14 protein-coding genes are annotated in these 14476 nt (G+C 44.9%); 7 read left to right on the top strand and 7 right to left on the bottom strand.

All coding sequences use genetic code 11. From position 1 onward, the window contains the following. The first annotated feature begins 153 nt into the window (after positions 1 to 153). Complete coding sequence (locus tag FLAVO9R_RS18415; RefSeq protein ID WP_159533683.1) at positions 154 to 363, top strand: hypothetical protein; 210 nt, start codon at positions 154 to 156, stop codon at positions 361 to 363. Between the two features lie 55 nt (positions 364 to 418). Here FLAVO9R_RS18415 and folE read toward each other — a convergent pair whose 3' ends face one another. The 4 genes from folE to FLAVO9R_RS18435 form a co-directional block, all read right to left on the bottom strand. Further along, a complete protein-coding gene (gene folE, locus FLAVO9R_RS18420; protein WP_057795639.1) occupies positions 419 to 1102 on the bottom strand; it encodes a GTP cyclohydrolase I FolE in 684 nt (227 codons plus the stop codon). Between the two features lie 418 nt (positions 1103 to 1520). Beyond that, entirely contained in the window at positions 1521 to 2198 is a 678-nt protein-coding gene (locus FLAVO9R_RS18425; protein ID WP_159533685.1) for a DUF799 domain-containing protein, read from the bottom strand. A 4-nt stretch (positions 2199 to 2202) separates the two neighbouring features. Then, entirely contained in the window at positions 2203 to 2553 is a 351-nt protein-coding gene (locus FLAVO9R_RS18430) for a DUF4810 domain-containing protein (protein ID WP_159533687.1), read from the bottom strand. 28 nt (positions 2554 to 2581) lie between these two features. Then, positions 2582 to 3244, bottom strand: coding sequence for a CsgG/HfaB family protein (locus tag FLAVO9R_RS18435; RefSeq protein ID WP_159534727.1), 663 nt, complete (start codon positions 3242 to 3244; stop codon positions 2582 to 2584). 393 nt (positions 3245 to 3637) lie between these two features. Here FLAVO9R_RS18435 and FLAVO9R_RS18440 point away from each other — a divergent pair, with 393 nt between their 5' ends. After that, positions 3638 to 4702, top strand: a complete 1065-nt coding sequence (locus tag FLAVO9R_RS18440) for an agmatine deiminase family protein (protein ID WP_159533689.1) — start codon at positions 3638 to 3640, stop codon at positions 4700 to 4702. Next, positions 4689 to 5582, top strand: a complete 894-nt coding sequence (locus tag FLAVO9R_RS18445; RefSeq protein ID WP_159533691.1) for a carbon-nitrogen hydrolase — start codon at positions 4689 to 4691, stop codon at positions 5580 to 5582. Before FLAVO9R_RS18440 ends, FLAVO9R_RS18445 begins: the two co-directional genes overlap by 14 nt. A gap of 102 nt (positions 5583 to 5684) precedes the next feature. Here the strand turns inward: FLAVO9R_RS18445 and pdeM are convergent, their stop codons facing one another. Further along, positions 5685 to 6419, bottom strand: a complete 735-nt coding sequence (gene pdeM, locus FLAVO9R_RS18450; protein WP_159533693.1) for a ligase-associated DNA damage response endonuclease PdeM — start codon at positions 6417 to 6419, stop codon at positions 5685 to 5687. A 216-nt stretch (positions 6420 to 6635) separates the two neighbouring features. Here pdeM and FLAVO9R_RS18455 point away from each other — a divergent pair, with 216 nt between their 5' ends. Next, positions 6636 to 6842 (top strand): hypothetical protein, encoded by a 207-nt coding sequence (locus FLAVO9R_RS18455; RefSeq protein WP_159533695.1) that lies wholly within the window; start codon positions 6636 to 6638, stop codon positions 6840 to 6842. 173 nt (positions 6843 to 7015) lie between these two features. On the opposite strand, the gene FLAVO9R_RS18460 is transcribed toward FLAVO9R_RS18455, so the two are convergent. Continuing rightward, entirely contained in the window at positions 7016 to 9499 is a 2484-nt protein-coding gene (locus FLAVO9R_RS18460; RefSeq protein WP_159534729.1) for a ligase-associated DNA damage response DEXH box helicase, read from the bottom strand. A 222-nt stretch (positions 9500 to 9721) separates the two neighbouring features. Here FLAVO9R_RS18460 and FLAVO9R_RS18465 point away from each other — a divergent pair, with 222 nt between their 5' ends. From FLAVO9R_RS18465 to FLAVO9R_RS18475, 3 genes are all read left to right on the top strand, one after another. Next, positions 9722 to 10804 (top strand): ligase-associated DNA damage response exonuclease, encoded by a 1083-nt coding sequence (locus FLAVO9R_RS18465; RefSeq protein ID WP_232370700.1) that lies wholly within the window; start codon positions 9722 to 9724, stop codon positions 10802 to 10804. A gap of 2 nt (positions 10805 to 10806) precedes the next feature. Beyond that, positions 10807 to 12420 (top strand): cisplatin damage response ATP-dependent DNA ligase, encoded by a 1614-nt coding sequence (locus FLAVO9R_RS18470; protein ID WP_159533697.1) that lies wholly within the window; start codon positions 10807 to 10809, stop codon positions 12418 to 12420. Between the two features lie 157 nt (positions 12421 to 12577). After that, positions 12578 to 13372, top strand: coding sequence for a PEP-CTERM sorting domain-containing protein (locus FLAVO9R_RS18475; RefSeq protein ID WP_159533699.1), 795 nt, complete (start codon positions 12578 to 12580; stop codon positions 13370 to 13372). A gap of 107 nt (positions 13373 to 13479) precedes the next feature. On the opposite strand, the gene FLAVO9R_RS18480 is transcribed toward FLAVO9R_RS18475, so the two are convergent. Further along, positions 13480 to 14445: a carbohydrate kinase family protein gene (locus FLAVO9R_RS18480; protein WP_159533701.1), complete on the bottom strand. Its 966-nt coding sequence runs from the start codon at positions 14443 to 14445 to the stop codon at positions 13480 to 13482. Positions 14446 to 14476 lie beyond the last annotated feature (31 nt).

Genomic DNA, 14476 nt, shown 5'->3' on the forward strand with positions numbered 1-14476 from the left:
GGCAACCTATCAATTTACGACTATAATTTAGTAAGAGTAATCGATTTGCTAAATAGCATCGTATTACTGTACGAATAGACGCAGTCATTCAACACTGAAGCTTAAAATATGCAGTCACCATATGGATATGGATGAAGCTTAAAAGGACAATATATGAAGCCCGAAACAACCCTAGAATACATGTGCCCATACTGCGGCGCTTTCAACGACTTTTCTGAGCACACCATTCGCGATATGTATCAAGAGCAAGTTGAAACTTGTGGGTGTTGCAAAAAGAACTTAAGCCTTATCGCAGCAAATGGTGTAGAAGGTCGTATCAACCTTATTATCAGCGAACTAGAAACAGAGTTTCATTCAAAATAAAAAACCGCTCTAAGAGCGGTTTTTAGTGACTGTCGTTCGTGTTTCTAAAAGAAGGTTAACTAAAAAATGCTCTTCGCAATTCCACATCAGACAAAAATTTTCCACCTAACGCAGACGTCTTAGTGTACGAATTAGTATCGCGTATCCCTCTGGCTTTCACACAATAATGCGTAGCATTAATGCTTACTGCTACGTCATCGGTGGATGCTAAGGTCTGGATGGCAACAAGTACTTGCTGCGTTAATCGCTCTTGCACTTGAGGGCGCTGTGCAAAAAAACTTACTAAGCGGTTTAATTTCGATAACCCGATAATAGTATCTTTGGGGATATAAGAAACGGTAGCGAGACCATCAATAGTCACAAAGTGGTGTTCGCATGTGCTTGTTAAACTAATATCTGACACTTGAACAGGCTGATCAAGACGCATCTTATTTTCGATTTGGGTTATTTTGGGAAAATTACGATAATCCAAACCGCCAAAAACTTCGTTCACGTACATCTTAGCAATTCGGGTTGGCGTGTCGTGCAAACTGTCATCGGTAAGATCGAGCCCAAGCGTATTCATCACGTCACGCATTGCGATTTCAATCTTCTGACGTTTTTGCTCGTCGGACAAACCGTTCGCCACCATAGGCGTTTCAAGCCCTTTTTCTTCAAGCGCTGCTCTGACACGTTGTGCCGATTCAGAAATTGATGGCTCTAGTGCGTCACGCACAATTACCGCTTCTTTTGCTAACATTAACCCTATCCGTAAATACTTCTTTACCCTTAAACGTAATCAACACGATTAAGGCTAACTTGATACCAAGATGCAAATGACAATACCGCCTGAAAGCCAACGCAAGACTACTGAATAGCATGATTACGGCCAAGGCATATAACTACGCTTTGGCAAAGGTTTGGCGACATCTAATGGCCATATTTTAGCATTCTAGCGGCTATTGATCGAGCAAATGCTGAGATTAGCCTCATCTGAAAATGCTATTAAGGGCGTGTTTTATAGTTATTCAGATAAAACGCTCTTTAAGGGGAATAAGATCAAAAAACAAACGACTAGTAATAGCCACTAGGAATAGTGGCACAGTGTCACTCACTCAAATAGCGCTTCGTTTATGAAAACAAAGCGCCATGAAAAACAGACCAAAATTCAAGCAATATTAATTAGCACTTTCACTTGGGGTAGGTTGGCCATACTTCGGTGAGCGAGGACCGTACAATAAACCGTTGTGACTTTCTGCCGACAGCAAACGGTTAGACGTTAATGCTGCAATATCAAAACCTCTATCAGTTACTGTTTCGAAAATCTGACTAACGGCAGCTTGAACTAACATACCCACAAGGCCACCTGAGTTGGCGTTCTGGGTCTCAGCTGATGAAGACGTTGCCATTCCTTCCCAAAGCACAGTATTGCCTTTTAAATCCATTAACGACGCAGATACTGTGACTCTCGTTTCGCTCGAGATAACTACGTAGCTTGTGCCATAATCTGTGATCGTGACGTAAAGCGCTGTATCAGCGCCAAATATTTCATGTAATTTCGTTGTCGGAACAGCATGAATATCTTCTGCTACCGTAAGCCCATTGTTTTTAAACGTCTGGTCTACTAACGCTACTGGAAAGACATAAAAGCCAGACTCTGCAATGGGTCGAGCAAGTTGAGACATCACGCTGTAAGGTGCGATAACTTCAGGCGTATTGTTAATTGGAGGTAATACCACAACTGACGCAGGCGCAGCATTTTTAAATGCAGTGTAATCATATGCTGGTGGAGCACTAACACAGGCTGTTAATAAACTTATCGCCATAAATGAAGCAGCTAATTTAAATACATTCATTTTACTAGACTCCTTTGGCGTTAGATGCGTTTAATAAAAAGTCGATATATTGCGCAGACTCCGGAAACAACGCCTTTTCTTGTTCAAAATGCAGTGTCCCTCTATCCCCATTCCCGCTTTCGAAATACAACATTCCTAAGTGTGCATGAATACCAGGAGCAATGGCTTTATCTTGTGCGGCCGCTTGCTCTATTGCTTGTTGAAGCACAGTAATCTGCGCCTCCAGCGATACATCTTCAGATTTAAAGTAGCTATACACGGCACTATTGTATTCGCCATAGTAATAAAGCGGCTCAGTGGTTTTACAACCAACTATACCTAGGGCAAGTAAGGTTATTAGTATCATTTTTTTCATTATTTTTTACTCACGACCTTTTATTGTTTTAAATTGCCCAAGCACCAGACTCTAAGCCATCAACTAAATTGTTCACTACTTCGCGAATGGCTAAATCAAGCACTTTTCCATTAAGCGTTGCGTCGTAGCTAGCGGTACTCCCAAACCCAATAACTTCACGTTCAGACAAACTATATTCGCCAGCTCCTGCTACGGAGTAAACTACTTCAGATGTTGTTACATCTACTACATTTAGAGTGACTTTTGCATAAGCAATTTGAGATTTCCCTTTACCTAGAAGACCAAATAATTGCTTATCACCGATGGCTTTGCGTCCAAATTCGGTAACATCACCTGTTACTACAAATCGTGCGCCAGCTATCGATTGCGTAGTACCTGAGCGAGATGCTTCAGTGGCAAGCAAATCCATATTGTCGCGATCGAGAACACTAAAGCGATTTGTTTGCTGCAAATGCCCCATCAAGGTAGTTTTTGCTTGGTTGCCTAACCGGTCCTGACCATTTGAAAAGATGCCATTTTGAAAGTTAGAACGATTTACAAATTGCCCCACAACCAGCTTACTTTTGGTGCCCGTATACTGAGAGTTGAAGCTTTCCACTTTTGGGGTTTCAACCACTTTTGAAGAGGTACTAGCGCAACCAGAGACTACGGCAATAGCGACAACAGCTAAGGTAAGAACCTTAATACTCATTAATTTTTGAAATTGCATATCACATCCTTTTATTATCAAATTCACCTTGGTGAAATTTATATTTCCTGCAAGCTAAGCACATTAAATACGTTGTTGCCCCGTTATACCAGCCTCTGATATAGGTGCCAATTAAAATAAAATGTCGAATAATGCATGAATTGATGTTGCAAACCTGATCATCGAAATACAGGCTAGAAATACTAGGAAGCTCACCTCATAAACATCAGAAAGCTTAGCTTGATAGGAGCAGCAGAAGAATTGTCACAAAATGTGTCGAAAGAACAAGTCGCTGTTGTAATCGTGACAGCCAAAGAATTTCATCAAGTTTGCTATTGGTTGGCGTGAGTAGGATAGTTATAATCCACGCATTATTTATTTCTATCGAGAATAAACATGCAAGGTAGTCGTAAACTGGTTCCTGAATGGGAAACCGTTGATGCTGTAATGCTGGCGTGGCCGCATGCAGAAACCGACTGGGCGCCATGGCTAGAAGAAGCCCGTGAGACCTACTTGAACGTGATTGCGGCGGTCAACCGTTATCATGCGGGTGTGATATTGCTGTGCGCCCCTGACGATGTTGATAATGTGCAATCGCGTTTAGGCGATCACGCACGTGTGCTGATTGTGCCTGCGTCTTATAACGACACTTGGGTGCGTGACTACGGTTTTTTAACCTGTCGCGATACAGAAGGTTTTGGGGCGCCAGTAGAGTTTCGCTTTAATGGTTGGGGTGAAAAGTTTGATGCCAGTGAAGACAATATGGCTAACCAACGCTACCTTGCTTCATTGTGTAAATTGCCCCTTCGAAGTAGCCCAGTAGTGGCTGAAGGTGGCGCGTTAGAAATTGACGACCTAGGCCACTTGCTTAGCACCTCTCAGTGTTTATTAAACCCTAAGCGCAACGGTGATATGACTATCAATGATTACGCTGAAACCTTTAACGACATGCTAGGCTGCAAAACGTTTACCGTGTTAGAACATGGTCACCTTGAAGGTGACGATACTGACGGGCATATAGATACCCTTGTGCGTTTCACGCCAAATAAAGGCCTAGTTATTCAAGCGGCTGATAATCGCAAAACCGACAGTCATTATGCAGGGTTAAGTGCGCTTTGTGATGAGTGCGCCAGTGCAATGCCTGAGCACGAACAATATCGATTACCACTACCCAATATTGTTAACGACGAGGGCGAGCGTTTACCTGCATCGTATGCCAACTTTTTGATCTGTAATCGTGCGGTGCTCTTACCTATTTACGGGCAACCTGAAGATGAAGCGGCGATTAGCCAAATGCAGCAGGCTTACCCCGACCATATTATCGAGCCTATAGATTGCTCGGTGTTGGTGAAGCAATTTGGCAGTTTACATTGTATTTCCATGCAGGTACCCACAAATACGTTGAAAGAATCTGTTATTTCCACCTTCTCAAAAGGAGTGTCTGTACATGCAACGAACTAAGCTAAAGATAGGCTTGGTACAACAGTCTGTTGCTGATAACGACAAAGCAACTAACTGGAACAAAAGTGCTGAGCAAGTCGCGAAACTCGCCGCTGAAGGCTGTGAGTGTATTTTGCTGCAAGAACTTCATAGCACCCTTTATTTTTGCCAGCAGGAAGATACCGACGCCTTTGATTTAGCCGAACCTATTCCAGGTGCTGCAACAGATTTCTTTGGTGACCTGGCTGAAAAACACAATATTGTGTTAGTAACCTCTTTATTTGAAAAGCGCGGTTCTGGTCTTTATCACAATACCGCTGTGGTATTTGATAGAAGCAAAGAGATTGCCGGTAAATATCGCAAAATGCATATTCCTGACGACCCAGGCTTTTACGAGAAGTTTTACTTCACACCGGGCGACATGGGCTTTACGCCAATTGAAACCAGCGTGGGTAAATTGGGCGTATTAGTGTGTTGGGATCAATGGTATCCAGAAGCCGCACGCTTGATGGCAATGGCTGGCGCTGATTTATTGTTTTACCCAACGGCAATTGGCTGGGATAGCACGGATACTGAAGAAGAGCGTAGCCGCCAGCATGGCGCATGGGAAACCATTCAGCGCTCACATGCGGTAGCAAACTCGGTGCCGGTCATCGTAGCAAACCGCACAGGCTTTGAAGCATCACCTGTTGATGGCGACCCAGGCATTCAGTTTTGGGGGCAAAGCTTTATTACGGGCCCGCAAGGTGAAATTCTAGCGAAAGCAGAAGCCGAAGGTGAAACTACCCTTTCGGTAGAGCTAGATTTAACCCGCACTGAAAAAGTAAAACGTATTTGGCCTTATTTCCGTGACCGTCGCATTGATGCATACGAAGACTTAACCAAACGCTGGCGCGATTAGCACTAACGGCCTTATATTCTTTTACAAGGCTTTACCACGAATTAAAACGGGCACTTAGTTGCCCGTTTTTTTATGGCGCTCAGCATTATGAAAATTTGCCGATTAAGCTTTAAAAATCGTACCGTCATACAACATATAGCAAGCGCGGGATTTTTTGGATGCTAGCGATAACATGACCTCTTCATCCACATCTAAGCCCCCCGTAAATTGCCCGAACGCTGGCATGATAAATAAGTTTTCAGTAACCACGAAACACTTACCGGAAAATCTACGGCGGGAAATGGTTTTACGTATTTTAGGGTGGTAATGACCAATGACTTGCTGCTTGATTTGAACCTTGCCCTTCGTACTTAGATCGGTTCCGTGCATTTCTGGTTCATGGCGAAACACCACATTATTTTGCACTATTTCATGACATGGATTACCGGGAATTCCTTCGGGTAAATCAGGGTCATGATTACCTTCCACCCAATCCCAGCAAGGAACGCTATTTATAATCTCACATAAGAGGCTTCTGTCTTCAGCGGTCATCCGAGACATACTGTGTTTATCGTGGAAACTGTCACCTAAATTAATCACCCGAGCAGGATTATAATCGCGAATAATGTGCTGCAGGCGTTTAAGCGTAGCAACTGAATCGACACTTGGCAGCGGATTACCATAACTACGCAAGTAACTGCCTTTTTCAAGGTGTAAATCTGATACCACCAGCCAATCAAGCGACGGCAAATACGCCACACCTCTGGCATCTAGCAACCAAAGGAGCTCTGCAAATTTCACAATACTAATACTACGCAACGCCACCTGTGCCGACAGCCACTGCTCACTTATTGCCACTTACTAACCTCTTTCATAATATTTAACACCTCCCACCACCTCCAAACTCCCAAACGCACTCGCCTATAACGGTGGCGTAGGGTTGGGTATCGAATCTTATGTAGCATAGATGCGGCATCAGAGACTACATAAATGGATTCACGGCGTATTACTTACTACACACACCTACTTAGGAACTAACCTATAGCGGTGGCGTGGGGTTGGGTATAGAACCTTATGCAGCATAGATGCGGCATCCGAGCCTACATGGGTGTATTTACGGCGAGTTTCTCACTGCATCCCCCCACCATTAATCTTTCGCACTATTGCGCCTCTTGCGGTGGCGTGGGGTTGGGTATGGAACCTTATGCAGCATGGATGCTGAATCAGAGCCTACATGGATGTATTCACGGCGAGTTTCTCACTGCATTCCCCCACCATTAATCTTTCGCACTATTGCGCCTCTTGCGGTGGCGTGGGGTTGGGTATGGAACCTTATGCAGCATGGATGCTGCATCAGAGCCTACATGGATGTATTCACGGCGAGTTCCAGTTCCAACCCCACGCCACCGCTTTTAGCTTTTTGCTTTTTGCTTTTTGCTTTTTGCTCTTAGCTTTTAGGACAACAATGCCCGTACTTCATCTAGCATATTTTCTGCTTCTGCATATAAATCGGCTTGCTCGAGTATCGCCTGAGCACCCGCCCCTTTAATTTGTTCACTTCGCATGTTCAGCACAATAGGGATCGCCATGGGCGATACTTTTTCTAAGTTTACTAACGTGGTTCTATCAACAAAGCGAATAAGTAAATTTGCTAAGCGCTGTAAATCTAGCAACTCCCGTTCAGCATCAGCCCGCGCTACCGCTAAAAGGATATGATCGGGGTCGTGCTCACGCAGCGTGTCGTAAATTAAATCAGTAGAAAACGTTACCTGTTTCATGGTTTTCTGACTAGCATGATAACGCTGTTCGGTTAAGCCACTTACTACCGCCACCTGCCTGAAAGAACGCTTTAACATCGGCGCTTGTAGCATCCAATCTTCTAGCTCATCGCCTAAGATATCTGGCTGAAACAGTTGCTGCAGTTGCTTATCGGTAATCTGTTTAACCGCACTTATCGACAAACCATAGTCGGTCACGCTGAAACTCAATGGCTTTATTCCCATTTTTTCCATTCTACGGGTAACCAGCATGCCCAAGGTTTGGTTCGCTTTTCGTCCTTCAAAGGTGTAGTACAACGTATGGTTCACGTTACGAAAAGGAAACTGCTCCACCAATACTTTTTCAGGCTCAGGAAGCTGTGAGAACTGTTGTTGTAAATTCAACCATTCTCGTACTTGCGCGGGCAATTTACGCCAACTCTTGGGATTCGCTAATATTGCTCTAACCCCATCAGCCAGGTACGTCGACAGTGGCATTTGACCACCAGAATAGCTAGGAATTTTAGGCTCTTTTGCCTTCGCAGGGCGAGCGTGCAGCTGCATATCGCGAATGGCTTCGTATTTAAGCACTTCGCCAGCAAAGTAAAAGGTGTCGCCTGGGGTAAGTTGCTGGGCAAAGTACTCTTCCACTTCACCAATAATTTTGCCTTGATTACCACGGCGAATACGCTTCACTTTTAGCCTACCCGCTTCAACAATAGTGCCTATGTTCTGCCGATGCCTTTGTATTACCCGCCTGTTGGCCGGTGAAAACGTACCATCATCGTTTTGCATTAGGCGCTGATATCGCTCGTAGGCATTAAGCGCACTACCGCCATCCAATGCGAACTGCCATAACTTCTCAAAATCTTGTTTGTTGAGCCCTTGATAAGGCGACGCCATAAGTATTTGCTCGTAAAGCGTATCTGGCGTGTCAGCATTGCTGCATAGGCAGTTCACAATAAACTGGGGGATAATATCCAATGCCCCCGATTGCGGCGCATCGCCATCTAGCTCGCCTTTGTTAATTGCATCAATAGCGGCTTGGCATTCAAGGGCTTCAAAGCGATTAGCGGGCACCAGCAAAGCTTCGCTGGGTTCGTCTAATCTATGATTTGCTCGCCCTATTCGCTGTAGCATTCGGCTTACCCCTTTTGGGGCTCCAACTTGTATTACCTTGTCTACATCGCCCCAATCAATGCCTAGCTCTAGCGCCGAGGTGCACACTACTGCCCTTAACAATCCGCTAGACATCATGGCTTCTGTTTTACGCCGCTGCTCTTTACTTAAACTGCCATGGTATAAGGCTATGGGTAAGGCAGCGGTGTTATGTTCCCACAGCATTTGAAAAATCAGTTCGGATTGGGCCCGCGTATTTACGAACACCAAAGTGGTTTTTGCGTCTTCAATGGCCTTATATATATCGGTAATGGCATAGCGCGCCATAAAGCCACCGAAGGGCATACGGTTTTCAGATTGCAGCATGTCTACTTTTGGTTTTTCACCCGCTTTCACGCTGATGATATTAGCGGTGCCTTCTGTGCCAGCAAGCCATGCACCTAGCGTTTCTGGGTAAGCGACCGTGGCCGACAACCCTACCCGCTTCATGTCGGGTGACAATACTGAAAGCCGTGCTAGTGCTAATGACAAAAAGTCTCCTCGCTTGTTTGCTACTAGGCTATGGGTTTCATCAATAATGACTCGCTTTAATTTTCCAAATAGTTTGTCAGCATCAGCATAGCTCAGCATTAACATGAGCGATTCAGGGGTAGTGAGCAGCAAATTTGGCGGTTTTTTTCGTTGGCGCTGTCTTTTATGCGAAGGTGTATCGCCTGTTCGGGTTTCTGCCGTTATCGGCAATTCCATTTCTTCAATAGGTTGCAATAAGTTGCGATGAATATCTTGGGTTAGTGCTTTAAGCGGTGAAATGTATAAGGTGTGAAGCCCTTGCTGTGGCGATTGAGCTAACTCGACTAAGCTAGGTAGAAAGCCCGATAAAGTTTTACCAGCTCCGGTTGGGGCAATCAATAATGTCGTATTGTAACTATCTTGCGCAAGCATCTGCTTTTGGTAATCTCGAAGCGCCCAGCCTTTATTGTTGAACCATTGGCTAAACGCCGGGGGCAAAATACCACTACCGGTTTCAATTGCTTTCTTAGGTGATGCTTTGGTCTTAGGCATATTTACAGACATGTCTTCTGATATAAAAATTGCGCACAACTTTATGCCATCGCCCGAACTTCTCCTGCGCCATAATTTTTTCGTTACTCTGCTGTTTCGATGGTAAGCAATAGTACGTATACGTTCATTCGGCAGAAGAGTTTAATTTTCCACTACGCTCAACCAATTACGTAAAACCACCGTAGTCATATGAAACGCTAACGAAGAGCATGCAGGTTTTATATGACGGCTGAAAATACAATACACCCTTCAAAGTGGATGAAGACAGACGACGCAGGTTTGTATTTTGTGCCGGGCAATTTTTATATCGACCCAATGCAGCCCGTTGAAACCGCACTTGTTACACATGGTCATGCTGATCATGCTAGAGCCGGTCACAAACGAGTATTCGCCCACCCGCAAACCATGGCTATTATGACCACTCGGTACGGTGATGATATGGCTGAAGAACAGATAGCCGTGCCCTATCGTGAAAGCGTAGAATTTGATGAAGTAGCCACTACTGAAAGTCACAGTGACCCAAGTAAAGAAGGCCAACGCAAGATAAAGGTCACCTTTTACCCTGCTGGCCATATTTTAGGGTCGTCACAATTGCTCATTGAGTATGCGGGTTATCGGCTGGTGATATCTGGCGATTACAAACGTAGGCACGATCCTACATGCCCGCCGTTTGAGGTAGTACCTTGCGATGTACTCATTACCGAAGCTACTTTTGGTTTACCGGTATTTGCCCACCCGCCAATTGAACAAGAAATGCAAAAGCTGTTGCACTCCCTTGAGGTGTTTCCAACACGCTGCCATCTAGTTGGCACTTATGCGCTAGGAAAATGCCAGCGGGTTATTTTAGCGCTTCGTGAAGCCGGCTATGCCAAACCTATTTATCTTCACGGTGCGCTACTAAAGTTATGTGACTTATATGAACGAGAAGGTATCGCCCTTGGTCGTATTATTCCGGTTAGCGAGGTAGAGGATAAGGCGTTATTAGCGGGCGAAATCGTGTTGGCGCCCCCTTCAGCCTTGGCCGATAGGTGGTCGAGAAGCTTACCCCACGTTCGTGCTGTGTTGGCGTCTGGCTGGATGCAAATTCGCGCCAGAGCTAAGCAGCGCAACGCTGAGTTGCCACTTATTATTTCAGATCATTGTGATTGGCCAGAGTTATTGCAAACCCTTACCGAAGTCAACCCTAGTGAGGTATGGGTGACCCACGGTCGTGAAGATGCCTTAATATATCAGGCACAGAAAATGGGGTTTAAAGCACGAGCGCTATCGCTGGTAGGTTACGATGAAGCGGCGCAGGAGGAATAGTAATGCAGGCGTTTAGCGAATTATTAGAACAGCTTTACTACACCTCAGGCACTAAAGCCAAAGCACAGCTTATTCTGCAATACCTTGCTACTACGCCTGACCCCGATAGGGGCTGGGCAATCGCCGCTATGGCAGGTACGCTTAAGTTTGATTTCTTCAAACGAAATACAGTTAAAAAGCTGATCACCGAGCGGGTAGACCCAGAGCTATTTGCAATGAGCTACGATTATGTGGGCGAAGTTAGTGAAACCGTAGCCCACTTGTGGCCCGAACTAGCGCCTGAAAATGCACCTGATGAAGCACTGCCTAGCTTGTCTGAAGTGGTAGATACGTTTGCGAGTATAAGTAAACAAAAAGTCGCAGCAACGTTGGCGAATTACCTCACTATAATGACCCCATCTCAGCGCTGGGCACTCTTAAAACTTGGTACACGGGGGCTACGAATTGGTGTATCCGCTCGCTCTATCAAACAGATTTTGGCTGACTACGGCAACCTAGATATCATTGAAATAGAAAAGTTATGGCATGGCGTCGCACCGCCTTATACCGACCTTCTCGAATGGCTAGAAGGTAACGGGGCTAAACCTGATATCAGTAACGCGGTTACCTTCCACCCAGTCATGCTGTCTCATCCCATTGAACAAAGCGATATTGACAATTTCGACCCCGAAGCATGGCAAATAGAACATAAGTTTGACGGTATTCGGGTGCAACTCGTTTGCAACACCACAAAAGAAAAGCCTGAAAAGGCCCTGTTTTCCCGCACTGGTGATGACATCAGTCACGCATTTCCCGACCTTCTCGACAGTGTTAGTGGCAACATGGTGCTAGACGGCGAACTGTTGGTGATGCATAACCAAGAAGTAGATACCTTCAACGCCCTACAACAAAGGTTAAATAAGAAGAAGCCCACTGCCGCGTTAATGAAAACAAACCCCGCGGGGCTTATTGTTTACGATGCATTGGTGTTAGAGGGGAAGCATTTAACCGACTCCCCCCTTAGCGCGCGACGTCAAGCACTCGAAGATTGGTTTTATCACAATGGTACTCAAGACAAAGATACGCCCTCTCGCTTGCATCTGTCAGTGCGTTTATATGCCGATTCACCTAAAGGGCTTCGAACGCTACACAAAAAGGTGTGTGAAAACCGTGCTGTAGAAGGGTTGATGATAAAACGTTCAAGTAGCCACTATGTACCCGGCAGACCAAAAGGACAATGGTATAAGTGGAAGCGAGATCCTCTGGTGGTCGATGCCGTGGTGATGTATGCCCAGCGAGGGCACGGTAAGCGCTCTAGCTTTTATTCCGATTACACCTTTGGCGCATGGCAAGATGAGCAATTACTGCCTATCGGTAAAGCCTACTCAGGCTTTACCGATGAAGAGCTTAAGAAGCTAGATAACTGGGTAAGAAGAAACGCGATAGGCCGTTTTGGCCCTGTTCGAGAAGTAAAAAAAGAGCTGGTCCTAGAAGTTGCTTTCGATGCGGTTCACCCGTCCAAACGGCATAAATCAGGGGTGGCATTACGATTTCCTCGCATACACCGTATCCGTTGGGATAAGCCTGCCAACGAGGCTGACTCACTTATCAACGTGAAAGCGCTTATTGAATCATGAGCTGAATGAAACATTTTTTTTACAAACGCTAGTTTTGGCTTACACTTAATGTATATTAGCTTTTTCTATTTCATCTAACTTACTGTTAGAAAAGAAATTGTTATACATTTTACATGTGCGCGAGCCTAAATTAATGCTTCGCCAAGGACAAAAAATAATGCTGTATTCGCGATCGTTCAAACATTGCCTTATTGGTTTCCTTTTCCTTTTTTCCACAGCGAGTAACGCTGGCCTAATTACTAATATCGCAACTGAGACTGTCAGCTATAGTATTTTATCTCAAAACCCTTGGGGTAATTTTACGTGGACGGCAAGTTACGATATTGGCTTTGTTGATCAGGATTTACTTATTGATGTTGACGTTTTTCTCACTGATGATGACCCCGGTAGCGCACTGCGGGACATATGGGAAGAAGGCATTGAATCCATTTGGAGTAATGCCTTTGATTTATCTGACGGTACTTATTTTTACGACACTGTATTTAATGTGGATTGGTTAAGCACGAATGCGGGCGCTGACCATACTGTTTATGTCACTGAAGGTGATGGAAATGTGAACTTGACTCATTGGTATACGGGTAGCCCATCAGGTTATTCGTATAATCGTCAAGGGGTAATAGCTGCTCATGAGTTCGGCCATATGATAGGTTTATTCGATGAATACAGCGGCGGCGCACTAAACCCAGAAGAGCTCATCAGAAACAACAGTATAATGGGTCGAAATCTATCTTTACCTCGCACAGATCACTTCGATGACTTCTTAGAATGGGCGCAAATTAATTCGGGGGTCGCATCTCTAGCTTTAGTTGCAGACAGTGGCGTAGATAACTATTTCGTTCCCGAGCCAAGTTCATTAGTCATTTTGCTACTTTCGATTTGTATGGCTCTTTCCATCAAAACTAAATCTAGACGAAACGGTATAGAGGTGAGAAGCCCTACCCTCTTCGCTTAAATTGTATCGCTATGTATTTCCGGCAATAAAAAAGCAAGGCATACTCGCCTTGCTTTTTTAATAATATCTCTATATTCATATCAACACTTTGTGCGCCAATACATTCCCTATTTCGCAATATGTTCCATGGTAGGCAGTGCACTAAACGCGCCGTATTGCGTTACTGTGTATGCACCACAACGAATAGCAAACTCGGTGGCTTCGCTTACGTTTTCGAAGCTGCTTGCCCACTTATCGAATTCTGCACTGTTAGCCACTTTAGTAGATAAGAAATACAAAAAGCCACCAATGAATGAGTCGCCCGCGGCAGTCGTATCTTTTACGTCCATTTTTGGCGAAGCCAAGGTACCGCTGAAATCTTTTGTTATGTACTGAATAGGTTCTCCGCCATCAGTCACTAATACCACTTTAACGCCGCTATCTAGCCATTGTTGTACGTGAGTCTGGGCATTTTCTTCACCGTAAAGCTCTGACAACTCTTCGCGGCTTGCTTTCAAGATACTCACTTTCTTAGCCACGTCGTCAATTCGGCCTGGGGCATTAGCTGTGTCGTCCCAAAACGCTGAGCGATAGTTTATATCTAAACAGACAAGCATATTTTCTTGCTTGGCTTTATTTAGAATATAGTCGGTGCCAGGTAGCAATTCTGGGCCTGAAATTGAGCCAGAACAAAAATGCAGCACGCTAGTATCGTCACAGGCAACCGTGGCTAAGTCATCTTCGCCAATGTGCTTATGTGCGGCATTATCAACATAGAAGTCGAAAGAACGTTCACCGTCTTTATCTAGATTAACAAAGGCCAGTGCCGTATTGGCGTCTTTCGTACTCCAAACATAATCAGTGTTTACATTGTGATAGCTAAGCATATCTTGAAGAAAACGGCCAAAGGTATCGTCCCCTACTTTAGACACCATAGCGCCTTGGCCGCCAAGCTTAGCAACAGCAACCGCTACATTTGCGGGCGCACCACCAGCATATGGCTGAAATGAATTCATTGCTGGCATTTCGCTTTGGTCCGCCGCACCCGCACTTAACATATCGATAAGTACTTCGCCTAAACATAAAATTTTCATAAACACCTCTGGCTGAAGCTAACAGCGATGA

Origin of the sequence: Alteromonas sp. 38, assembly GCF_902506055.1 — a bacterium.
Classification (GTDB): Bacteria; Pseudomonadota; Gammaproteobacteria; order Enterobacterales; family Alteromonadaceae; genus Alteromonas; species Alteromonas lipotrueae.

What these genes read in the sequence shown, in the direction of transcription:
- FLAVO9R_RS18415 (WP_159533683.1), top strand. Translation starts at nt 154, where the DNA reads ATGAAGCCCGAAACAACCCTAGAATACATGTGCCCATACTGCGGCGCT.
- folE (WP_057795639.1), bottom strand. Translation starts at nt 1,102, where the DNA reads ATGTTAGCAAAAGAAGCGGTAATTGTGCGTGACGCACTAGAGCCATCA.
- FLAVO9R_RS18425 (WP_159533685.1), bottom strand. Translation starts at nt 2,198, where the DNA reads ATGAATGTATTTAAATTAGCTGCTTCATTTATGGCGATAAGTTTATTA.
- FLAVO9R_RS18430 (WP_159533687.1), bottom strand. Translation starts at nt 2,553, where the DNA reads ATGAAAAAAATGATACTAATAACCTTACTTGCCCTAGGTATAGTTGGT.
- FLAVO9R_RS18435 (WP_159534727.1), bottom strand. Translation starts at nt 3,244, where the DNA reads ATGAGTATTAAGGTTCTTACCTTAGCTGTTGTCGCTATTGCCGTAGTC.
- FLAVO9R_RS18440 (WP_159533689.1), top strand. Translation starts at nt 3,638, where the DNA reads ATGCAAGGTAGTCGTAAACTGGTTCCTGAATGGGAAACCGTTGATGCT.
- FLAVO9R_RS18445 (WP_159533691.1), top strand. Translation starts at nt 4,689, where the DNA reads ATGCAACGAACTAAGCTAAAGATAGGCTTGGTACAACAGTCTGTTGCT.
- FLAVO9R_RS18455 (WP_159533695.1), top strand. Translation starts at nt 6,636, where the DNA reads ATGCAGCATAGATGCGGCATCCGAGCCTACATGGGTGTATTTACGGCG.
- FLAVO9R_RS18460 (WP_159534729.1), bottom strand. Translation starts at nt 9,499, where the DNA reads ATGCCTAAGACCAAAGCATCACCTAAGAAAGCAATTGAAACCGGTAGT.
- FLAVO9R_RS18465 (WP_232370700.1), top strand. Translation starts at nt 9,722, where the DNA reads ATGACGGCTGAAAATACAATACACCCTTCAAAGTGGATGAAGACAGAC.
- FLAVO9R_RS18470 (WP_159533697.1), top strand. Translation starts at nt 10,807, where the DNA reads ATGCAGGCGTTTAGCGAATTATTAGAACAGCTTTACTACACCTCAGGC.
- FLAVO9R_RS18475 (WP_159533699.1), top strand. Translation starts at nt 12,578, where the DNA reads ATGCTGTATTCGCGATCGTTCAAACATTGCCTTATTGGTTTCCTTTTC.
- FLAVO9R_RS18480 (WP_159533701.1), bottom strand. Translation starts at nt 14,445, where the DNA reads ATGAAAATTTTATGTTTAGGCGAAGTACTTATCGATATGTTAAGTGCG.